22 protein-coding genes are annotated in these 20,157 nt (G+C 68.9%); 9 read left to right on the top strand and 13 right to left on the bottom strand.

Translation table 11 applies throughout. The features are described from left to right. Nucleotides 1-22: 22 nt before the first annotated feature. Nucleotides 23-1,057: a GGDEF domain-containing protein gene (locus ABL843_RS23965; protein ID WP_418117582.1), complete on the top strand. Its 1,035-nt coding sequence runs from the start codon at nucleotides 23-25 to the stop codon at nucleotides 1,055-1,057. A gap of 88 nt (nucleotides 1,058-1,145) precedes the next feature. Further along, entirely contained in the window at nucleotides 1,146-2,060 is a 915-nt protein-coding gene (locus ABL843_RS23960) for a hypothetical protein (RefSeq protein ID WP_418117581.1), read from the top strand. 37 nt (nucleotides 2,061-2,097) lie between these two features. Here the strand turns inward: ABL843_RS23960 and fliR are convergent, their stop codons facing one another. The 13 genes from fliR to fliF form a co-directional block, all read right to left on the bottom strand. Further along, on the bottom strand, nucleotides 2,098-2,883 hold the full coding sequence (gene fliR / locus ABL843_RS23955; RefSeq protein WP_165909663.1) for a flagellar biosynthetic protein FliR: 786 nt from the start codon (nucleotides 2,881-2,883) through the stop codon (nucleotides 2,098-2,100). A gap of 28 nt (nucleotides 2,884-2,911) precedes the next feature. Beyond that, nucleotides 2,912-3,181, bottom strand: coding sequence for a flagellar biosynthesis protein FliQ (fliQ, locus tag ABL843_RS23950; RefSeq protein WP_126023304.1), 270 nt, complete (start codon nucleotides 3,179-3,181; stop codon nucleotides 2,912-2,914). 13 nt (nucleotides 3,182-3,194) lie between these two features. Beyond that, entirely contained in the window at nucleotides 3,195-3,956 is a 762-nt protein-coding gene (gene fliP, locus ABL843_RS23945; protein ID WP_260319401.1) for a flagellar type III secretion system pore protein FliP, read from the bottom strand. Continuing rightward, the gene (gene fliO / locus ABL843_RS23940; RefSeq protein WP_184641070.1) at nucleotides 3,953-4,390 is read right to left on the bottom strand and encodes a flagellar biosynthetic protein FliO; all 438 of its coding nucleotides are present in this window, start codon (nucleotides 4,388-4,390) and stop codon (nucleotides 3,953-3,955) included. The genes fliP and fliO overlap by 4 nt, the downstream gene beginning before the upstream one ends. Beyond that, nucleotides 4,387-4,842 carry a flagellar motor switch protein FliN gene (gene fliN, locus ABL843_RS23935; RefSeq protein WP_126023306.1) on the bottom strand — a complete coding sequence of 152 codons (456 nt, stop codon included), beginning with the start codon at nucleotides 4,840-4,842 and terminating at the stop codon, nucleotides 4,387-4,389. The genes fliO and fliN overlap by 4 nt, the downstream gene beginning before the upstream one ends. Continuing rightward, nucleotides 4,835-5,833, bottom strand: coding sequence for a flagellar motor switch protein FliM (gene fliM, locus ABL843_RS23930; RefSeq protein WP_126023307.1), 999 nt, complete (start codon nucleotides 5,831-5,833; stop codon nucleotides 4,835-4,837). Before fliM ends, fliN begins: the two co-directional genes overlap by 8 nt. A 36-nt stretch (nucleotides 5,834-5,869) precedes the next feature. Next, nucleotides 5,870-6,382 carry a flagellar basal body-associated protein FliL gene (gene fliL / locus ABL843_RS23925; protein WP_126023308.1) on the bottom strand — a complete coding sequence of 171 codons (513 nt, stop codon included), beginning with the start codon at nucleotides 6,380-6,382 and terminating at the stop codon, nucleotides 5,870-5,872. Nucleotides 6,383-6,548: 166 nt separating this feature from the next. Further along, nucleotides 6,549-7,985, bottom strand: coding sequence for a flagellar hook-length control protein FliK (locus ABL843_RS23920; RefSeq protein WP_418117580.1), 1,437 nt, complete (start codon nucleotides 7,983-7,985; stop codon nucleotides 6,549-6,551). A 31-nt stretch (nucleotides 7,986-8,016) separates the two neighbouring features. After that, entirely contained in the window at nucleotides 8,017-8,472 is a 456-nt protein-coding gene (gene fliJ / locus ABL843_RS23915; RefSeq protein WP_126023309.1) for a flagellar export protein FliJ, read from the bottom strand. Then, nucleotides 8,469-9,926 carry a flagellar protein export ATPase FliI gene (fliI, locus tag ABL843_RS23910; protein ID WP_418117579.1) on the bottom strand — a complete coding sequence of 486 codons (1,458 nt, stop codon included), beginning with the start codon at nucleotides 9,924-9,926 and terminating at the stop codon, nucleotides 8,469-8,471. Before fliI ends, fliJ begins: the two co-directional genes overlap by 4 nt. 8 nt (nucleotides 9,927-9,934) lie before the next feature. After that, nucleotides 9,935-10,765 (bottom strand): flagellar assembly protein FliH, encoded by an 831-nt coding sequence (fliH, locus tag ABL843_RS23905; RefSeq protein WP_418117577.1) that lies wholly within the window; start codon nucleotides 10,763-10,765, stop codon nucleotides 9,935-9,937. Next, nucleotides 10,752-11,750: a flagellar motor switch protein FliG gene (gene fliG, locus ABL843_RS23900; RefSeq protein WP_126023311.1), complete on the bottom strand. Its 999-nt coding sequence runs from the start codon at nucleotides 11,748-11,750 to the stop codon at nucleotides 10,752-10,754. The genes fliH and fliG overlap by 14 nt, the downstream gene beginning before the upstream one ends. Beyond that, nucleotides 11,743-13,497, bottom strand: coding sequence for a flagellar basal-body MS-ring/collar protein FliF (fliF, locus tag ABL843_RS23895; protein ID WP_418117576.1), 1,755 nt, complete (start codon nucleotides 13,495-13,497; stop codon nucleotides 11,743-11,745). The genes fliG and fliF overlap by 8 nt, the downstream gene beginning before the upstream one ends. A 282-nt stretch (nucleotides 13,498-13,779) precedes the next feature. Between fliF and fliE the strand changes: the two genes are divergently transcribed. From fliE to ABL843_RS23860, 7 genes are all read left to right on the top strand, one after another. Next, entirely contained in the window at nucleotides 13,780-14,097 is a 318-nt protein-coding gene (gene fliE / locus ABL843_RS23890; RefSeq protein WP_126023313.1) for a flagellar hook-basal body complex protein FliE, read from the top strand. 179 nt (nucleotides 14,098-14,276) lie between these two features. Continuing rightward, on the top strand, nucleotides 14,277-15,932 hold the full coding sequence (locus ABL843_RS23885) for a FliC/FljB family flagellin (protein ID WP_184641074.1): 1,656 nt from the start codon (nucleotides 14,277-14,279) through the stop codon (nucleotides 15,930-15,932). 166 nt (nucleotides 15,933-16,098) lie between these two features. Next, nucleotides 16,099-16,455 carry a flagellar protein FlaG gene (locus tag ABL843_RS23880; protein WP_184641075.1) on the top strand — a complete coding sequence of 119 codons (357 nt, stop codon included), beginning with the start codon at nucleotides 16,099-16,101 and terminating at the stop codon, nucleotides 16,453-16,455. A gap of 55 nt (nucleotides 16,456-16,510) precedes the next feature. Beyond that, the gene (gene fliD / locus ABL843_RS23875) at nucleotides 16,511-17,953 is read left to right on the top strand and encodes a flagellar filament capping protein FliD (RefSeq protein ID WP_369661097.1); all 1,443 of its coding nucleotides are present in this window, start codon (nucleotides 16,511-16,513) and stop codon (nucleotides 17,951-17,953) included. Nucleotides 17,954-17,987: 34 nt separating this feature from the next. Beyond that, on the top strand, nucleotides 17,988-18,407 hold the full coding sequence (fliS, locus tag ABL843_RS23870) for a flagellar export chaperone FliS (protein ID WP_184641077.1): 420 nt from the start codon (nucleotides 17,988-17,990) through the stop codon (nucleotides 18,405-18,407). A gap of 28 nt (nucleotides 18,408-18,435) precedes the next feature. Continuing rightward, nucleotides 18,436-18,768 (top strand): flagellar protein FliT, encoded by a 333-nt coding sequence (locus tag ABL843_RS23865; protein WP_221297679.1) that lies wholly within the window; start codon nucleotides 18,436-18,438, stop codon nucleotides 18,766-18,768. 34 nt (nucleotides 18,769-18,802) lie between these two features. Then, the gene (locus tag ABL843_RS23860; RefSeq protein ID WP_418117574.1) at nucleotides 18,803-20,104 is read left to right on the top strand and encodes a flagellar hook-length control protein FliK; all 1,302 of its coding nucleotides are present in this window, start codon (nucleotides 18,803-18,805) and stop codon (nucleotides 20,102-20,104) included. Nucleotides 20,105-20,157: the final 53 nt, after the last annotated feature.

The raw sequence follows: 20,157 nt of genomic DNA, 5'->3' as shown, positions 1-20,157 counted from the left end.
ACCAGGTTGCAGGTCTCCGATCATGATCCTTCGCCATTCATCCATCGACGAGCGGGCCCGGCTGGAAGACTATCTCCGGCTCATCAAGCCGATCTCACTGGGCACGCAGCTGATGGGGCTCGTGTTCTGGGCGGCCGCATGGTGGCTTGCGGATCCGAGCTACCACTACGCGACCTGGCAGCTGGCGCTGCTCGCATGCTGCGTGGTCGTGTCGATCGCCGCAAGCTGCGCGACCCGATTCCTTTCGTTCTTCTCGATCATCTCCGTCTGGCTGCTCTGCCTGGGCTTTTCCATGCTCATGTCGGAAAGCCCCGATCGAGAGGTGTGGGCGATCTCCATGAGCGTGATCGTCTCGGTGGTGGGCGCGCCGCTTTTCTCCCGGCTGAGCCTGTCGGCGCTGGCGAGCGCAGGGGCATGGCTGATCATGGGGCGCGGCGACTGGGTGGGCACTCCCCATGGCCTGGATTCCGGCTGGACCCTGCTGATGCCTTGCGGAACCATCATGATGGGGCTGCTGCTGAACGTCATCTTCACGACGCTGCACCGAGAGAGCCTGAGACTGCGCCAGGAGCTAGAAGCGCTCGCCTACAAGGACGTGCTCACGGGCATTCCCAACCGCCGCAAGCTCCTGGCCGACGTCCAGCATCTTCACGAGCAGGGGCGGCTCGGCGACGGATGCTTCCTGATGATCGACGTGGACGACTTCAAGAAAATCAACGACGACTTCGGCCATGCGGCCGGCGACCTGGCGCTGCAGCGCGTCGCGGCAGTGCTCAGGGAGGCCGCGCTCGGCCATGCCTTGGGCAGGCTCGGCGGCGAGGAGTTCGGCGTCGTGCTGACGGGCGGCGGCACGGCGCATGCGCAGGCGATGGCCGCGCGCATCATCGAGCAGGTGCGCGGCATCCGCATCGAAGGCCGTCTCGTCACTGTGAGCGTGGGCATCTCCGGCGTGGCCGGCCATCGCATTCCGGCGGAGCTGATGCGGGAGGCCGATGTGGCGCTGTACGAGGCGAAGCGCATGGGCAAGGACAGGTTCGCCTTGCACGGCGCGGGTTGAACTCCCCGACGGTGGTGCGGGGCAGGCACGCCGCGGCCTCCATAATGCGTCGCCTTCAATCCAATTCGAAGCCGAAACTCCATCCAGCATGACCACTTCGCAAGACCTGACCCCTCTGCTGCTCGACGCCCTCGGCAAACGCATCGACGACCCCGCCGCCATCCGGCTTGCGGAAGCCCTCGGCAAGAAGCCCTTCAAGAACGCGACGCCGGGCAACCGCTGCGACATCGGCAATCGCAAGCTCGGCATCGAAGTCATTGCAGAGATGAACCTGGCCACGCGCTCGCATTTCCCGCCGCGCAAGGACGGCCGCAAGTGGGTCACCTGGGTGTCGGCCGCCTTCATCTATCCGAATTACCGCGGTTCGCTGCCCGCGGGCTTCGACTGGAAGATGGACGACGCGGCGCTGGGCGAGCGCTTCAGGCGGCGGGTCGAAGGCGCGGTGGAGGAAGTGCGCTTCACGCTGCCGGCTCCCGGGGAGGGCCTGCGGGCGAAGGTCTCCATGAACTCCGATGGCCTGCCCAAGCACATGCTGCTGGGCGTGGACGAGGAGGAGACCTACGCCACCGTCTATCCCGGCAGCAAGCCGGAGCATTCCGTGGAAGAAGGCTTCTTCGCGAGCTGGTGCGCGCTCAACGGCATCCTGCGGGAAGACCGGCTGGCCGCCGGCCAGCTCGATGCGCTGCGCCAGCGGGAGCTGTCTCCGCTGGCCTTCCTGTCTTCCAGCCTGGGCGGATTGCTGTGGCGAAACGACGTGCGCCCCGAGCATGAGGCCTTCTGCCACGCCTACATGAACCGCCTGATGGAGCCCGAGAAGGCGTCGGCGCTGTTCGACACGGAGGAAGTGTTCGGCGACAGCAACAGCTGGCGCAAGCCGGGCGAAGCGATGACGCAGGACGGCTGGGAGAACTTCGACCGGATTGCGCCGCGCTATACCCAGCGCCTTGAGCAGTGGCGCAGGCGCGAGATCCGTTCCATGGTCGACAGACCGGACGAAGCCTAGGCGAAGCTGCAAGCCGGGGATTCGCGGGAGCCTTGGATCAGGGCCGCAGCCCCTGCGTGAACCGCAGCATGCCCGCGATGCCCTGCGCGAAGCGCGGCTCCAGGAAGGCGCCCAGGTTCGGCATCAGCAGCTGCAGCATGAAGATGCCCGCCAGCAGCGTCAGCGGAAAGCCCACCGCGAAGATGCTGAACTGCGGCGAGGCGCGGTTCAGGATGCCCATGGCCAGGTTCAGCGTGAGCAGCGCGGTGATGAGCGGCAGCGACAGCATCAGCCCGCTGGAAAAGATCTCGCCCCCGCCCAGCACCAGGAACATCCAGCCACCGGAAGCCAGCGGCGCATCGGCCACGGGCAGGGTGTGGAAGCTCTCGGCCAGGGCGTTGAGCATCAGCAGGTGCCCGTCGAGCGCCAGGAAGATCAGCATCGCGAGCATGTTCAGCAGCCGTGCCACCACCATGGTGCTGCCATGGCTCATCGGATCGAAGAAGGACGCGAAGGACAGGCCCATCTGCAGGCCGATGTATTCGCCCGCCGCCAGCACTGCCGCGAACACCAGCCGCATGCTGAAGCCCATGGCCGCGCCGATCAGCACCTGCTGCAGGATGATCCAGATGCCTCCCGCCGACACCACCGGCACGGCGGGCATCGGTCCGATGGTGGGAGAGACCACGAAGGCCAGCATGGCGGCCATGGCCACCTTCACCTGGCGCGGCACCCAAGGCTCGCCGAAGACGGGCGCGGTGCTCACGAGCGCCAGCATGCGCACGAAAGGCCAGAGGAAGGCGACGATCCAGCCCTCGAGCTGGGCCGAGGTGACGGAGACGATCGACGGCGTCACGTCGAAGGCGAGCCCGTCAGGCCAGCAGCTGCGGTATGCCCGAGAACAGCGCGCGCATGTAGTCCAGCATGCGGTCGAGCATCCACGGGCCCGCGACCACCAGCGTCGCGAACACCGCGAGCAGCTTCGGGATGAAGGAGAGCGTGGCCTCGTTGATCTGCGTGGCGGCCTGGAAGATGCTCACCACCAGGCCGATGACCAGCGCCACCAGCAGCAGCGGCGCGCCGATCAGCAGCGAGATCTCCATGGCCCGGTGGCCCATGGTCATGACGGATTCGGGTGTCATCTCCGGTCGTGCCCTAGAGGTAGAAGCTCTGCGCCAGCGCGCCGATGAGCAGCTGCCAGCCGTCGGCCAGCACGAAGAGCATCAGCTTGAAGGGCAGCGCGATGGAAGCCGGCGGCACCATCATCATGCCCATGGACATCAGCACGCTCGCCACCACGAGGTCGATGATGAGGAAGGGAATGAAGATGGTGAAGCCGATCTGGAAGGCCGTCTTCAGCTCGCTGATGACGAAGGAAGGCAGCAGGATGCGCAGAGGCACGTCTTCGGGGCCCTGCATCTCAGGCACCTTGGCCAGCCGTGCGAAGAGAGCGAGGTCGCTCTCGCGGGTCTGCTTGAGCATGAAGGTCTTGAAGGGCGCGATGCCGCGCTCCATGGCCTTCTCGGCGCTGATCCTGTTCTCGGAGAAGGGCTTGTAGGCCTCGTCGTAGGCCTTGTCGAGTACCGGCGCCATCACGAAGAAGGTAAGGAACAGCGACAGCCCCACCAGGATCTGGTTGGGCGGCGAGGTCTGCGTGCCGATGGCGGTGCGTAGCAGGCCCAGCACGATGAGGATGCGCGTGAAGCTGGTCATCGACAGCAGCAGCGCGGGCAGGAAGGTGAGCGAAGTCAGCAGCACCATGGTCTGCACGCTCAGCGACCAGGTCTGGCTGCCGCCGGGGCCGGGCGTGCTGGTGATGCCGGGCAGGCCCTGGGTCCATGCGGCTGCGGGCACCAGGGCGGCGGCGAGCAGCAGCAGCGCGGCGCGCAGGCCGCGGCGCAATGCGGGGCGGGTCATGGGGCGGGGTGGTGTTGCCGAGGCTGCTGCGTCTTGCCGGTGAGCGATTCGCGCAGCTTGCGGGCGAAGAGTTCGACGGGAGTCGCGGGCGTAGATGCCGATGCCGCGCTGGCCTGCTGGGTCTGCGTCTGGGCCTGCGCCGGCAGCGTGTGCAGCGTATTGACCTGGCTGGGCGTGACGCCCAGCACCAGCCAGGTGTCGGCCACTTCGACCACCACCACGCGCTCGCGCTGACCGACTGCGGCGCTCGAAACCACCTTCACCAGGTGGCCGCCGCCCAGCCGCTGCAGGCCGAAGCGGCGCGCCAGCCAGGCGCAAAGGAAGATCAGGCCCACCACCATCGCCATGCCGAAGCCCGCCTGCAGCAGGCCCGAGGCTCCGACGGCGGCCGGCGCCACTTCGTGGACGGGCGTGGGCACGGTGGGGAGGCTCATGCCCGCGCGAGCTTCTGCATGCGCTCGGAGGGGGTGACGATGTCGGTCAGGCGGATGCCGTACTTCTCGTTCACCACCACCACCTCGCCCTGCGCGATCAGGTAGCCGTTGATCAGCACGTCCAGCGGCTGGCCGGCCAGTCCGTCGAGCTCCACCACCGAACCCTGCGACAGCTGCAGCAGGTTCTTGATGGTGATGCGCGTGCGGCCGATCTCGGCGGTGAGCTGCACCGGCACGTCGAGCACGCGCGCGATGTCCACCGCCGTGGCGTTGCTGCCGGCCGGCAGGGGCGACGCGGCAGGCGCGTCCTGGATCTGCTGGAAGACCTGCGCGGTGGCGGGCGCCACGGCGGGAGCCGGCGCGGCTGCCGCCGAGGTGGCTGCCGTCTGCTCGGCCAGCGCGCTGGCCCAGTCGTCCGCTTCGCTGCCGGCGGAGGATGTGTTGTCAGTCATGTTCGTTCTTCAGGTCGCTGTCTTGATGGGTGATCATGTTCTGCACGCGCAGTGCATAGCGTTCGTTGGAGATGCCGTAGCCGCACTCCATCACCGGCACGCCGCCCACCTTGGCGACGACCGTTTCCGGCAGCTCGATGGGAATCACGTCGCCGGCGCGCAGCTTCATCACTTCGCCGATGGTCGAGGGCATGGTCACGAAGTCGGCCACCAGCTCCACGTCGGCGGACTGCATCTGGCGCGACATCTGCGTGACCCAGCGCTTGTCGACCTCGACCTCGTCCTGGATCGGGTTGGACAGCAGGTCGCGGATCGGCTCGATCATCGAGTAGGGCAGGCACACGTGCAGGAAGCCGCCGATGGGGCCGAACTCGATCTGCAGCGTGGTGTTGATCACCACTTCGTTGGGCGCGACGATGTTGGCGAGCTTGCCGTGCATCTCTGCGCGCACGTAGTCGAAGTCCAGCGGGAACACCGGCTGCCACGCCTCGCCGTAGCACTGCAGCGACAGGTCGAGCAGGCGCTTGATGATGCGCTGCTCGGTGCGCGTGAAGTCGCGGCCTTCCACGCGCACGTGGTAGCGCCCGTCGCTGCCGAAGAGGTTGTCCACCACGAGGAACACCAGCTTCGGGTCGAACACGAAGAGGGCGGTGCCGCGCAGCGGCTTCATGTGGATCATGTTGATGTTCGCGGGCACCGGCAGGTGCCGCACGAACTCGCCGAACTGCTGGATCTGCACCGGCCCCACCGAGATGTCGGGGCTGCGCCGCATGAAGTTCAGCAGCGCGCTGCGCAGGCCGCGCGCGAAGCGGTCGTTGATGACCTCCAGCGTGTGCATGCGGTTGCGCACCACGCGGTCGGGCGCGCCGAGGTCGTAGGCGGGCAGCCCGTCCTTCGGCGGTGGGGGAGGGGGCGCCTGGTCGACGTCGCCGGTGACGCCTTGCAGCAGCGCATCGACCTCGTCCTGCGAGAGCACCTGTTCATACGCCATGGATCGCTTGTCGTCCGGAGGATGGTGACGTGGTGCTCACTGCACGACGAAGATGTTGAACGAGACGCTGGAGATGCCCAGCTCGGGCGTCTGCGGCGTCAGCGGTGCGTTCAGCGCGGTGCGGATTTCCTCGGCCAGCCTGGCCTTGTCCTCCGGCGTGACCAGCGACTCGGGCGCGCGGTTCGACAGCTGCACCAGCAGCCGGCTGCGCAGCTCGGGCATGAACTCGACGATCTGCGCCTTGGCATGCTCGTCGCGCACGCGCAGCGCCATGCCGATCTGCAGGAAGCGGCTGCGGCCCTCCGCCTGCAGGTTCACCGTCAGCGGGTCGAGCATCACGAAGATGGGCTTTTCGGGAACCGGCGGCTTGGCCGCTTCCGTGGAGGCGGCGCCCGTGAAGCGCGGCAGGAAGACGTACGCGGCGGCGCCGGCCGCTGCGAGAAGGCCGACGGCCAGCACGACCCCGATCAGCAGCTTCGATGAGCGGCGCGGGGCGGGCAGCGAGGCGGAGGCCGGTGCGGCGTTTGCGACAGATGTTGGGGGAGCCATGTTGAAGCGGTTTTTCTTGTCCGGTCTATTCTTTTCGAAGTCCCTCGCGGACGAACGGCCGAACAAGCGCACAAAGGCGTTTCATATCCGTTCATTGCGCGGCGCCTTCCATGGGGCGCCGTCGCGGGGCGGGGGGTGAAGATGGGTTGCTGCGTGCCTCGCTGCCTCAGGCGAAGGTGTCGATGCCGGAGCGCGAGTTGGCGGCGGCGGGGCGCGTGGCGGCGACGGCGGGCGCCGGTGCACCGGCCGCCGTGCGTCCGGCGCCGGGGTAGGAGGCCGTGGCCTGCTGCCGCGCCGCGCCCTGCTGCTGGCCCTGTTGTTGCTGCGCGAAGGCGGCGTCGTTGCCGTTGGGCTGGCGCGTTTCCGCGCCGACCGAGGTCTGGCCCAGCGTGATGCCTTGCTCCGACAGCGAGTTGCGCAACTGCGGCAGCGCGGCCTCGACGGCCTTGCGCACGCTCTCGTGCGCCGAGACGAACATCGCCTGCGCCTGGTTGTCGCCCATCGACAGCGTGACCTTCAGCGGGCCGAGGCCGGCCGGGTTCAGGTTGAGCTCGGCCGTGTGGTGCCCGCTGGCGCTCATGCGCAGCAGTTGCTGGCCCAGGGCCGGCGCCCATTTGTCGCTGCCGACTTCGGGCGCGATGGTGTGGGCCGGGGCGCGCGCGGCGGCCGCGGTGTCGCCCGCGCGCTCCGGGGACGACGCCGTCACCGCGGCTGGCTGCTGCAGCGCGACGGGGTCGATGGCGGGCTGGCTGTCCGCGCCATCGGTCGTGGCGGCGACAGGGCTTGCAGCCACGGTGGCCTTGGCGGCCTGCGCATCGTTTGTTGTCGCCGGTTGCGCCGCGCTCGCGAGCTGCTCGGCGGTGGTGGTGCCGATGGGCGCGCGCGATGCGGGGCCGCGGCCGGTCGCTGCGGTGCCCACGGATGGGCTCGCGGGGGCGGATACCGGCTTCGCGAAGCCCACGGCCATGGTCTGCGCCGCGATGGCGGCGCGGGCCGCATCGTGCAGCGAGCCGGCGGGCGCGGCATCCGCTTGCAGGGGCGCGGCTTGCGCGGCGGCTGCGGCGGGCTTCTGCGCGACGGCCTCCTTCGCGGCCTTGGCCGCGGCCTCGGCCGTGTCCGCTGCATCGGCGGCGACAGCGGCCGTGCCGGCGGCTGTCTTCGCCGAAAGCGCCTGCAGGGCCGGATCGAGAGCCACGTCGGTGGTGGCGTCTGCCGGCGTCGTCTTCGCAAGCCCGTCGGCAGTGCCTTCGCCCGCCGCCTGCGCCGCCGACCGGCCCGCGAGCGTCAGCGCGTGCAGCGGCGAGTTCGCCTGCGCGAGGAATGCGAGGTTCGGGTCGGCGAGCGGAGCGTCTTCCTTCTTCGTGTCCTCATCCGCGCCGGGCTTGCGCGCGGCCTTGCGGTCGATGGCGGCCACGTCCGACGTGCTGCCGTCCTTCTCCGCCGTACCGGCCTGGCCGCCGCCGTTGGCGCGCGAGCGCTCCAGCGCCGCGCCGAAGCTTGGGCCCTGCGCCTCGTCCGCGCCGCGCCCGCGCGAGGCGGCCTGCGCGGCCGCGGGCTGTGCTGCGGCATTCGTCGTGACGGGGGGCATGATCATGGAAGGCATGTCGGGTCCTGCGTGCGGATGTTTCTGTTTCTCAAAGGGTCGGATGCGAGGCGCGGTCGAAGAACTTGCGCGCCGCGCGCTCGTCGCTGTCGCGCTGCTCGCGCTTGGCCTCGGCCATCAGCTCCTGCATGCGCACGCGCTCGGCCAGCGTGTCGAAGGAGCTCAGGCGTCGGCGCTGCTGCTGCCAGTCGTCGCGGCCGTGGTCCAGCCGGGTGCCGGTCTGTGCGGCAATGGCGCGCTGCTGCTCGATGGCGTTGTCCAGCGTGCCGAGGAAGTTGCGGTAGTTGCGCCACTGCGAGGAGGGCAGGCCGTCGCGCATCAGGGCGTCGAGCTGCTCGTGGTAGTCCTGCCGGTACTGCAGCAGCAGGTCGAGCTTCTGGCTGGCGTCCAGGTGCGCGTTCTGCAGCGCGCCCAGGCGCCGCGCGGCGTCGTCGGTCTGCGTGTGCGCCAGGTCGATCAGCATGCCGAGAGGGAGCTTGCGTGTCATCTTTTGCTTCTTTGCGGAGTGGGTGTGCGCGGCTCGCCTTCGAACAGGTTTTCCAGGCGGGCGATGGATTCGGCATAGTCCGTGCGCTCGTCCATCGACTGCTGCAGGAAGCCCTCGATGCGCGGGTACATCGCGATCGCCTGGTCCAGCTGCAGGTCGTGGCCGGGCGCGTAGGCGCCCACGCTGATCAGGTCGCGGTTGCGCTGGTAGCGCGAGAGCATCTGCTTGAAGCGGCGCACGGTGTCGAACTGCGAGGACGGGATCAGCGCGGTCATGGCGCGGCTGATGGAGGCTTCGATGTCGATCGCCGGGTAGTGCCCGGCCTCGGCCAGCGTGCGCGAGAGCACCACGTGGCCGTCGAGAATCGCGCGCGCCGAGTCGGCGATGGGGTCCTGCTGGTCGTCGCCCTCCGAAAGCACCGTGTAGAAGGCCGTGATGGAGCCGCCGCGCCCGTTGGCGTCGCGCTCGCCGTTGCCGGCGCGCTCCACCAGCGCCGGCAGCTTGGCGAACACCGAGGGCGGATAGCCCTTGGTGGCCGGCGGCTCGCCCACGGCCAGCGCGATCTCGCGCTGCGCCATTGCGTAGCGGGTGAGCGAGTCCATGATGAGCAGCACGTCCTTGCCGCGGTCGCGGAAGTACTCGGCCAGGCAGGTCGCGTAGGCCGCACCCTGCAGGCGCAGCAGCGGCGAGTTGTCGGCCGGCGCCGCCACCACCACCGCGCGTGCCAGGCCCTCTTCGCCCAGCGTGTTCTCGATGAAGTCCTTCACCTCGCGGCCGCGTTCGCCGATCAGGCCGACCACGATGACCTCGGCGCTGGTGTAGCGCGCCATCATGCCCAGCAGCACGCTCTTGCCCACGCCCGAGCCGGCGAACAGGCCCATGCGCTGGCCGCGGCCCACGGTGAGCATGCCGTTGATGGCGCGCACGCCCACGTCGAGCACCGAATCGATCGGCGCGCGCGTCAGCGGGTTCATGGGCGGCGAGCTCAGCGGCACCTTGCGGGCCATGTCGAGCGGGCCCAGCCCGTCGAGCGGACGGCCGGCCGCGTCGACCACCCGGCCGAGCATGCCTTCGCCGACCGGCAGGCGCTTGGTGTGCGCATTGCCGCCGCCGACGGTTCCCGCCGCATCGGGCTCGGGTGCGCCGGGCCGCGCATACACGCGCGCGCCGGGCAGCAGGCCCGCCACTTCGGTCTGCGACATCAGAAAGAGCCGGTCGCCCGCGAAGCCGACCACTTCGGCCTCGGCGTGCCGTTGCGCATGGCCCGGCGGCAGCTCGATCAGGCAGTCGCTGCCCACGGGCAGCTGCAGGCCCACGGCCTCGAGCACCAGGCCCACGGCGCGCGTGAGGCGGCCCGAGGCGATGGTGGTTTCGCAGCCCGCCACATTGGCGCGCGCTTTTTCGAGCGCGGCGAGCACCGACTGCAGATGGGGGTTGGGGGCGGTGGCCTGCATGGCGGCTCTCAACGGGCTTCTGACCGGCCGTCGGCGTCGCCGTTGAGGGCGCCGGTCACGCGTTTCCAGCGCGTTTCCAGCGTGCCGTCGAGTTCGCCGGTGGCCGATTGCACGCGGCAGCCGCCGCGGGTGATGGTGTCGTCGGCGCGCATCTGCCAGCCGGCGGCTTCGATCTCTTCGCCGAGGCTGCTTCTCACCAGCGCCACGTCGTCGGGGTGCAGCAAGAGACGCGGCTCGCCGCGCAGGGCCGGCTCGGTGTTGAGCAGGTCACGTACCACGGGCAGCACCCATTCGGGCTCGGCCTTGAGCGTGCGGTGCACCACCTGGCGCGCCACGTCGAGCGCGAGCGCGAGCACCGTCTGCGAAAGCTCCTCTTCCGCGCGGCGCAGCGCGTCGGGCAGCGACCGGGCCAGCGCGCGCAGGCGCTCGGCATGCGCGGTGGCGGCCGCGAGGCCGGTGGCCAGGCCCTCGGTGTGGCCCACCTTGCGGCCTTCGGCAAGGCCGGCGGCGCGGCCCTCGGCTTCGCCGTCGATGCGGGCTTCCTTGCGGATGCGCGCGAGATCGGCGAGGTCGATCTTGGGTGCGGGCGGCGGCGGTGGCGGCGCGGTGTTCCGGCGTTCGGCCGCCGTCTTGCGGGCGGCGGCTGTGGGCGTGCGAGGGCTGCCGTCGATGGTGCCCATCTCCCAGCGCTCCCATGCCGAGAGCGCGGGCGGGTTGGGCTGCGTGCGCTCGGTCCTCGGCCCGCCGGCGGCGTGGCGCGCGGCGGCGTGGATGGCGGCGAGCCGCTCGCGCGATTCGCCGAAGCCGCCGAAGTTGCCGTTGGAATCAGACGAACTCATCGGTGCCAGGCGTCGCGATCACGATTTCGCCGGCCTCCGCCAGGCGGCGGGCGACCTGCAGGATGGCCTTCTGCTCGGTTTCGACCTGCGACACGCGCACAGGTCCGCGCAGCTCCATGTCCTCGCGCAGCGTCTCGGCGGCGCGCTGCGACATGTTGTTGAGGAACTTGTCGCGCAGCTCCATCGGCGCGCCCTTGAGGGCGATGATGAGCGAGTCGCTCTCGATGTCCTTGAGCAGGCGCTGGATGCTGCGGTCTTCCAGGCCCAGCAGGTTCTCGAACACGAACATCTCGTCGACGATGCGCTGCGCCAGCGCCTCGTCCTGCTCGCGCACGTGGGCGATGGCTTCTTCCTCCACGCTGGTGCTCATGAGGTTGACGATCTCGGCCGCGGTGCGCACGCCGCCCAGGCGGCTGCGGCGCAGGCCCTGGCCCGCGAGCATCTCCGTGAGCACGTCGGTCAGTTCGTTCAGGGCCGAGGGCTGCACGCCGCCGAAGGTGGCCACGCGCATGATCACGTCGTGGCGCAGGCGCGCGGGCAGCTTCTCGAGCACCTCGGAGGCCTTCATGCGGTCCAGGTGCACGAGCAGCGTCGCGAGGATCTGCGGGTGCTCGTCGCGGATGAGCTCGGCCACTTCGCCGGCCTCGAGCTCGTTGAGCCGCTCGATGCCGCCGTGCGGCTCGTCGGGCTGCAGGATGTCTTCCAGCAGGTTGCTGGCGCGGTCCTCGCCCAGCGCCTTGCGCAGCACTGCGCGGATGTAGCTGGTCGAGCCCAGGTGCAGTGCCGAGAGCTGCTCGGTCTCGTTGCGGAACTCGGCCAGCACCTCGGCCAGCTCTTCCTTCGAGACTGAGGTGAGCTTCGACATAGCGAGGCCCAGCGCCTGCACCTCGGAGGTGGGCAGCTGGTGCAGCGCGGCCGCCGCGCGGTCTTCGCCCAGTGCCATCAGCAGGATGGCGCTCTTGCGTGTTCCCTGTTCGCTACTCATCGTTGTTCATCCAGTGCTGGATCAGCGCCGCCACCACCTTCGGGTCCTTGTCGGCGGTCTGGTGGGCGTATTCCATGTCGGCCTTGCGGCGGTTGGCCTCGCGTTCGCGCAGGCTCTCCTCGGCGGAGGGCGTGTTCTCATCCGGTGCGGCGGCGGCCACCACGGCCGGGGCTTCCGCAGCGGCCGGCGCGGGCGGGGGCGCCAGGTGCTTGCGCATCAGCGGGCGCAGCACCGCGAACCAGGCGAAGAGCGCGAGCAGCGCGTACAGCAGGTACTGGCCGGCGATCCTGGCGAGGTCGAGGTTCTCGCGGTCGCGCCAGAACGGCACCTCGGGCGCGGGAGCGTTGTCGGTGTCACGGGCGAAGGCGCTGTTCACCACGTTGAGCGAGTCTCCTCGTTCCTGGCTGAAGCCCATGGCTTCCTTCGCGAGGTTGCGGATCTGCTCCAACTCGGCCGGCGTCAGCGCGCGGCTGGCGGTCTTGCCCGCGGCATCCACCGCGTCGCGGTTGTTCACGACGACGGCGACCGACAGGCGCTTCACGCCGCCGGCGGCCTGCTGCACGTGGCGGATGGTGCGGTCGAGCTCGTAGTTGGTGGTGGTGTCCTTGCGCGAGCTGCTCGGGCCGGTGGGCGCCGCGGTCGTCGATGCGGTGGCGGTGCCGGGGGCACCCGGTGCGCCGGGCGTTCCGGGGGCGGGCGGGGTTCCGGGGGCGGGCGGGGTTCCGGGTGCGTTCGGTGCCCTCGGGCCGGTGATCGGCGCAACGGGGTTCACCGGCGGCTGGTTCGACAGCGCGCCTGGCACGCCGCCGGGCTGTCCGCCGCCGTGCTGCGCCGATTCGCTGCTCTGCTGGCTGCGCACGGCGGCCTGGGAAGGGTCCTGGTTGGGCTTGTATTTCTCGTCGGTGTGCTCGACCACAGAGAAGTCGATGTCCGCTGCCACCTGCGCGCGCACGTTGTTCGCGCCCACGATGGGCTGCAGGATCGCCTCGATGCGGCGGATGTAGCCCTGCTCGATCTCCTGCGCGTACTTCAGCTGGCTTACGTCCAGCCCGCGGTCTGCGCCGCGCGCGGAAGAAAGAAGGTTGCCGCGCTGGTCCACCACGGTCACGCTCTTGGCGTCGAGGTCGGGCACGCTGCTGGACACCATGTGCACGATGGCGCTGACCTGGCCTTCATCGATGCTGCGACCGCGTGCCAGCGCGAGCACCACCGAGGCCGAGGGCTTCTTCTGCTCGCGCACGAAGAGCGATGGCTTGGGCAGCGCCAGGTGCACCCGGGCCGACTCGATGGCGCCGATGGATTCGATGGAGCGCGCCAGCTCGCCTTCGAGCCCGCGCTGGTAGTTGACCTGCTCGGCGAACTGGCTGGTGCCGAACTTCTGGTTGTCCATCAGTTCGAAGCCCACCCCGCCGGCCTTGGGCAGGCCCTGCGCCGCGAGCTTGAGGCGGGTCTCGGCCACCTTGTCGCCCGCGATCAGGATCGCGCCGCCGCCTTCGGCGAACTTGTAGGGCACGTTCATCTGCTGCAGCGACGCGATGATCGCGCCGCCGTCGCGGTCCGACACATTGGTGTAGAGCACCTTGTATTCGGGGCCGCGGCTCCAGAGCATGAACGCGGCCGCGGCGGCCACCAGGGCCGCGCCGCCGATGATCAGCGGCAGCCTCGGCTGCGCGCGGAGGCGGTCGAGCAGGGCCGGCTGGCCGTTGCCGGACTGGGGCAGCGCGTCCGCGGGCGCAGCCGTGCTCATGGGTGCGCCCTCGTCGCGGCCATGGCCATGGTGGGAGAGGAATTTCGGTTTAGAGATTTCATTCCGGATGGCCGGTGATGTCGTCCGCGGCCTGTTCGTTTCGCGGACGATTGTCAGCAGTCACCCGGAATTCGAATGGCCGAACAGCCGGGGTTTTCGCCCTCAGTTGCGCGCTTGAATCGGGGTCTTCCCTTGATACGCTGCAAGCCAGCCGGAGGGCCCTGGTCCCTCCGTGTCAAGTCACGCAGAAGTGTTCAGACAAACAAGAGGAAGAGGATCACCATGTCCATCAGCGCCATCGAATCGGTCCTGCAGCAGATGCGGGCCACCGCGGTCCAGACGGGCATCGCGCCGCAGACGGCAGCCCCGGCCGAAGCCGGCGGCTTCGCGGCCGAACTCAAGCGCTCGCTCGCCAACATCAGCGGCGCCCAGCAGCAGGCCTATGCGCAGGCCGAGTCCTTCGAGCTGGGCAAGCCCGGCGTCGCGCTGAACGACGTGATGGTCGACATGCAGAAGGCGAACGTCGCGTTCCAGACCGGGCTGCAGGTTCGCAACCGGCTCGTGACCGCCTACCAGGAAGTGATGAACCTGCAGGCTTGAGGGGTGAACGGGTGATGTGGAGAGGGGCGCGCAACTTTTTCGTGCATGCCCCCTAAAGGTTCGCAGGGCCCCGCCGATAACCAAGTCAACGATGGCTTGAGTCTCTAAGTGGAAGCGGGTCCAGCGTTACGGCCAAAAGCCGGAGTCCACAACCTTTTTTCATCAATCAGGAGTCGAACATGGCGCAAGTCATCAACACGAACAGCCTCTCCCTGCTCACGCAGAACAACCTGAACAAGTCGCAGTCGGCGCTGAACAGCGCCATCGAGCGCCTGTCTTCGGGCATGCGCATCAACAGCGCCAAGGACGATGCCGCCGGCCAGGCCATCGCCAACCGCTTCACGGCCAACATCAAGGGCCTGACGCAAGCCACCCGCAATGCCAACGACGGCATCTCGATCGCCCAGACGACGGAAGGCGCCCTGACCGAAGTCAACAACAACCTGCAGCGCATCCGCGAACTGGCAGTGCAGGCCGGCACGGGCACGAACTCGGCCAGCGACCTGGACTCCATCCAGGCTGAAATCGGCCAGCGCATGGACGAAATCAATCGCGTTTCGCAGCAGACCCAGTTCAACGGCGTGAAGGTCCTGTCGGCAGACGCCGGCAAGCTGACCGTGCAAGTCGGCGCGAACGACGGTGAAACCATCGACATCGACCTGCAGGAAATCAGCGCCAAGACCCTGGGCCTGGACGGCTTCAACGTCAACGGCAAGGGCGTGTCGGCCAACGCCAAGGCCAACGTCAACGACCTGACCAAGGCCGGCGCCACCGGCACGGGCCCCTACGTCGTGACCACCAGCTTCGCCAAAGTGACCGCCGAGCAGGCCGTCGACGCGATGCAGGACGGCAACACGGCTGTCGTGGGTGCGACCACCTACAAGTACGACGCCGCCGCCGGCAACTTCACGACCACCGTCGCCGTGGCCACCGGTGCTCCCACCACGGCTTTCGCCGGCACGCTGCTGCCGACCGCGGGCAACAAGTTCTCGGGCACCTTCACGGGCGTCAGCGGCACCACCAACTTCGAAGTGGACAGCGCCGGCGCGATCACCATCGGCGGCCAGGCAGCCTACCTCTCGGGCGGCAACCTGACGACCAACAACGTCGGCGCTCCTCCGGCCGCCACGCTGTCGGGCCTGTTCGCCAGCGGCGACACCACCGCCAGCGCATCCAGCGTCCAGCTCAACGGCACGACCTACAACTTCGGCGCTGCCGCGAACTCGGGCTTCACCTACACGAAGACCGTTTCGAAGGACGACGTGAAGACCGCCGTCGCCGGCGCCGCCTCGACGGTGAACCTGGGCTCGGGCATCTTCGCCTCGACCGTGACCTTCGCCGCTGCCGGTGGCCAGTCCAGCGACACGTACATGGACAACGACAAGGAGATGACCAAGACCGCGTCGTACACCACGAGCTACAACGTCAACGCAGTCAACGGCGAAGTGACGGTTGCCTCGACGACCGGCACGGGCAAGTACGCAGCCGACGTGGGCGCTGTGGCCTACGTCAACTCCGCCGGCAAGCTGACCACGGACACGACCAGCAAGGGCACCAAGACGAGCAACCCGCTGGCCGCGCTCGACGCAGCCCTGGCCAAGGTCGACACGCTGCGCGGCAGCCTGGGTGCTGTGCAGAACCGTTTCGACTCGGTGATCGCCAACCTCGGCACCACGGTCGTCAACCTGTCCTCGTCGCGCTCGCGCATCCAGGACGCCGACTACGCGGTCGAAGTGTCGAACATGACGCGCGCCCAGATCCTGCAGCAAGCCGGTACCTCGGTGCTGTCGCAGGCCAACCAGACCACGCAAGGCGTGCTGTCGCTCCTGCGTTGATCGAAAGGTACTGAGAAGTCAGAGGAAAGCCGGGTCCCTCCCCTGGGTTGGGACCCGGCCGACGCAGGCCCCTGGCGCAATCCGGGAGTGCCTGCGCTGTTCCCTGCGGCCATGCCGGTCCAGGCGAGGCCGCAGAGAACAGCGAACCCAGCACAGCAAGGTGGAAATGATGTTGAACCCCGTGTCGGCGAACTCCGTGAAGGACAACCAGTGGACGCAGCTGCTCGTCGGCGGCGCCGCGGGCGCGGCCTCTGCCGCCGCCGCCACGGCCGAGAAGGACGACGCGAAGGAGGGCGCCACGCCGGTCCAGGTGGAGCAGGCGGTGCGCCAGGTGAACGAGTCGCTCGCGCTGCGCGAGGTCGGACTGCAGTTCGAGGTCGACAAGGAGACCGACATGGTCATCGTCAAGGTGGTGGACCGCGCCAGCGGCGAGGTCATCCGCCAGATTCCCAACGAGGAAGTCGTGCGCATCGCGAAGCTGATGAACGACGGCAACGGACTGCTGGTGGACCACGCGGCCTGAGGCCGGCACGCGGGCACCGGCAATCTCAATCAAGGAAAAACAGGAAAGCATCCACATGGCAACCATCAGCAGTCTCGGCGTCGGCGCCAACCTCGACCTCGCCTCCCTGCTCACGCAGCTCGAGACCGCCGAGAAGCAGCCCATGGTGGCGCTGCAGGCCAAGGCCAAGAGCTACACGAGCAAGCTGTCGGCCTACGGCACGATCCAGAGCGCGCTCTCCACGCTGCAGGCGGCGGCCAAGAAGCTCGGCGACCCGACGTTCTTCCAGAGCGTGACGGGCACGCCCACCGTCAGCGGCATCCTGTCGGCAACCGCCACCGACACGAGCGCGGCGGGCAACTACACCATCGACGTGTCGCAGATCGCGCAGTCGCAGACGCTGGTGAGCGCGGGCCAGGCCGACGCCAAGGCCGCCATCGGCACCGGCAAGATCACCATCGACTTCGGCGCCATCACCGGCGGCACGCTCGACCCGGCGACCGGCCAGTACAGCGGCGCCACCTTCACCGCCGACGCGAGCCGGCCCGCCAAGTCGATCACCATCGACTCGACCAACAATACGCTGGAAGGCATCCGCAACGCCATCAACGGCGCGAACGCGGGCGTCACGGCCAGCATCGTGAACGACGGCAGCGGCACGCCCAACCGCCTGGTGCTGACCTCGACGCAGACCGGCGAGAAGTCGAGCATGCGCATCGCGGTCGACGGCGACGCGGCGCTGCAGGGCCTGCTGAACAACGACCCCGCCGGCGCGCAGAGCCTGAAGCAGACCTCGGCGGCGCAGAACGCGAAGCTCAACGTCAACGGCATCGACGTCACCAGCCCGACCAACACGGTGAAGGAAGCCATCCAGGGCGCCACGCTGACGCTGGTGGGCACCGGCAAGACCGGCCTGTCCATGAAGGAGAACACGGCCGGCGTGAAGACGGCCATCAACGACTTCGTGAAGGCCTACAACAGCCTGCAGAGCACGGCCAAGACGCTGACCGCGTACGACGCCGACACCAAGACCGCCGCGGCGCTGGTGGGCGACAGCACGCTGCGCAACCTGCAGACGCGCATCCGCCAGGCGCTCGTGGCGCCGCAGTCCGGCGGCACGAACGACATGAAGGTGCTGACCGAGATCGGCGTGTCCTTCCAGAAGGACGGCACCCTGGCGGTCGACTCCGACAAGCTGGACAAGGCGCTGGCCAACAACCTCAAGGGCGTGGCGAACCTGTTCTCCAGCGCTACCGGCAGCAAGGCCGGCTACGGCAAGCAGATCGACGCGCTGGTGGACGACGTGACCAAGGGCGCGCTGAAGGTGGCCAGCGACGGCGTGACGGCGACCATCAAGGAACTCGACACCCAGTACGACGCGATGCAACTGCGCGTGGACGCCACGGTCGACCGCTATCGCAAGCAGTTCAACCAGCTCGACGTGCTGATCAACAACCTGAACAACACCAAGAACTACCTCACGCAGCAGTTCGACGCGATGTCGAAGCAGTCCAAGTAGGACGCAAGGCACGCGGAACCTGGAGCACCAGCCGATGTACACCCCCCACAACATGCGCACAGGTGCCGGTGCCTACGCGCGCCTCGGTGTCGAGACCAGCGTGATGAGCGCGTCGCCGCACCAGCTCATCACGATGCTGTTCGATGGCGCCAAGACCGCCATCGGCATGGCGCGCCACCACATGGCCGCCGGCGACACCGAAGCCAAGGGCAACGCGATCTCCAAGGCCATCGGCATCGTCGACAACGGCCTGAAGGCCGGGCTCGACGCCCAGGCGGCCGGCGAGGCCGGCGCCGAGCTGGTGGCCAACCTTTCGGCGCTGTACGACTACATCGTGCAGCGGCTGTTCCGCGCCAACCTGCACAACGACGTGCTGGCCCTGGACGAGGCCGACCGGCTGCTCGAGAACATCGCTTCCGCCTGGCGGGAGATCGACGACCGGGCCCGTGGCTGAAATGCAACCGCAAGAGAAACAGAAAAACATGGCATTCCGGAGTGAGGTCGTTCATTGCTACGAAGAGCTGGCCACCGGCATCGCATCGATGCTGGTGCTGGCGCGCGCCAAGGAGTGGGGCCAGCTCCCCGCGCTCGAAGCCCGCTGCTCGGCGATGGTGGAGCGCCTGAAGGCCATCGAGCCCCACGAGCTGCTGGACGCGACGCAGGTCGAGCATGTGCTCGATCTGCTGGAGCGCATACGTTCCGACCAGGCCGAGGTGTCGGGGCTCATCAAGCCGCAGCTCGAGAGCCTGATCAGCCGCATGGGATATCTCACGCAGCAGAAGAACCTCGGCAGGGCCTACGGGCCGCCGCACTGAGCGCGGCTGCCGGACGACCTGAAGAAACCGCACCATGACTGGACTCGCCGGACTGCTCGACGCGCTGCTGGCCGCAAGGCTCGCGCCGCGGCTGGACGTGCTCGGCATCAAGCCCGAGACCACCATCGGCGCGCCCGGGCCGGCGGTGGCGATCGGCAAGGTCGAGAACGATGTCAGGCTGCCTTCCAATGCGGCGCTCGACAGGCAGATCCCGGGTGCCGCTGCCGGCGGTACTCCCCATGCCGGCTCCGGCGCCCAGCCTTCGATGGAGACGCGGCTGTCGGTGGCGGCGCGCGTCATCGGCGCGGTGCTCGCCGACCTGCAGGCGCAACCGGGGCCGGTGCGTGGCGCCGTGCCCCTGATGCCTTCGCGCGCGCAGCCGGTGAACGCCGCGGCGCTGGCGGGCACGCTGGCGCAGGCTGTGTCGGACAGCGGGCTCTTCTATGAATCGCACCTGGCGTCGTTCACGGCCGGCGGCCGCACGCTCGCGCAGATGAAGCAGGAGCCGCAGGCGCAGTGGGCGGTGCCGGTGATCGCGAAGACGCAGGCGGGTGCATCGGTCGCGTCGCAGGTGGTGGCTGCCGCATCGACGGCGGCGATCGTCGATTCGCCGGATGCACTGCCTTCGCTCGTGGCGCAAGCTCAGGTGCCGGCGGTGCAGGGCGACGGCGCCCGCGCGGTGGGCGTTGCCGCGCCACAGGCGCCGGCCACAGCAGGGCAGCCGCAGGACGCCGGTGTCTCCTCCTCGCAAGGCAAACCGCAGACTCTGGAACAGCAAGCCGCGGCGAACGACGCGGCGCGGGTGCAGGCCGCCTATCGGCAACCCGAGAGCGCATCGCCCGGCGGCGGCTTCGATTCGATGCCCGCGCACCGCGCCAGCGAATCCGCGCGCCAGGCCGACAGCGCCACGGCCCTGCCGGCATTGCGCGGCGGCGAAGTGATCCATCCCCAGGCCGTCACGCTGGTGCACCAGCAGCTCGATCTGCTGGCCAGCTCGGTCTTCCGCTGGAACGGCCATGCCTGGCCCGACGTGCCGATGAGCTGGACTGTGGAGGAAGAACAACAGGCCCGGTCCGAGGCGCGCGAGGGCGCGGTGGCCGAGGAAGAGGGTGCGCGCCGCTGGTCGACCACGGTCTCGCTGGAGCTGCCGAAGCTTGGCGAGGTCGACTTGCGGCTGAGCCTCGACGGCCAGGCCGTGCAGGCGCATCTGTTCGCGCGCGAGGCTTCGACCATGGCGCGCCTGCGCGGCGACACCGGCCGGCTCGCGAAGCGTTTCGACGCCGCGGGCCTGCAGCTGCAGCAGGTGCTGGTCGCCGCGAAGGAGGTTGCGCTATGAGCGCCGCGCCGGGCCGCCCCAGGCAAGCTCGCACCGCGGTGCGAAGCACGAAG

It is taken from the genome of Variovorax sp. 350MFTsu5.1, from assembly GCF_048302515.1.
In the GTDB taxonomy this organism is placed as follows: domain Bacteria; phylum Pseudomonadota; class Gammaproteobacteria; order Burkholderiales; family Burkholderiaceae_C; genus Variovorax; species Variovorax guangxiensis.
The sequence above is the reverse complement of the archived record's forward strand: the minus strand, read 5'-3'. Positions and strand labels throughout refer to the sequence as shown.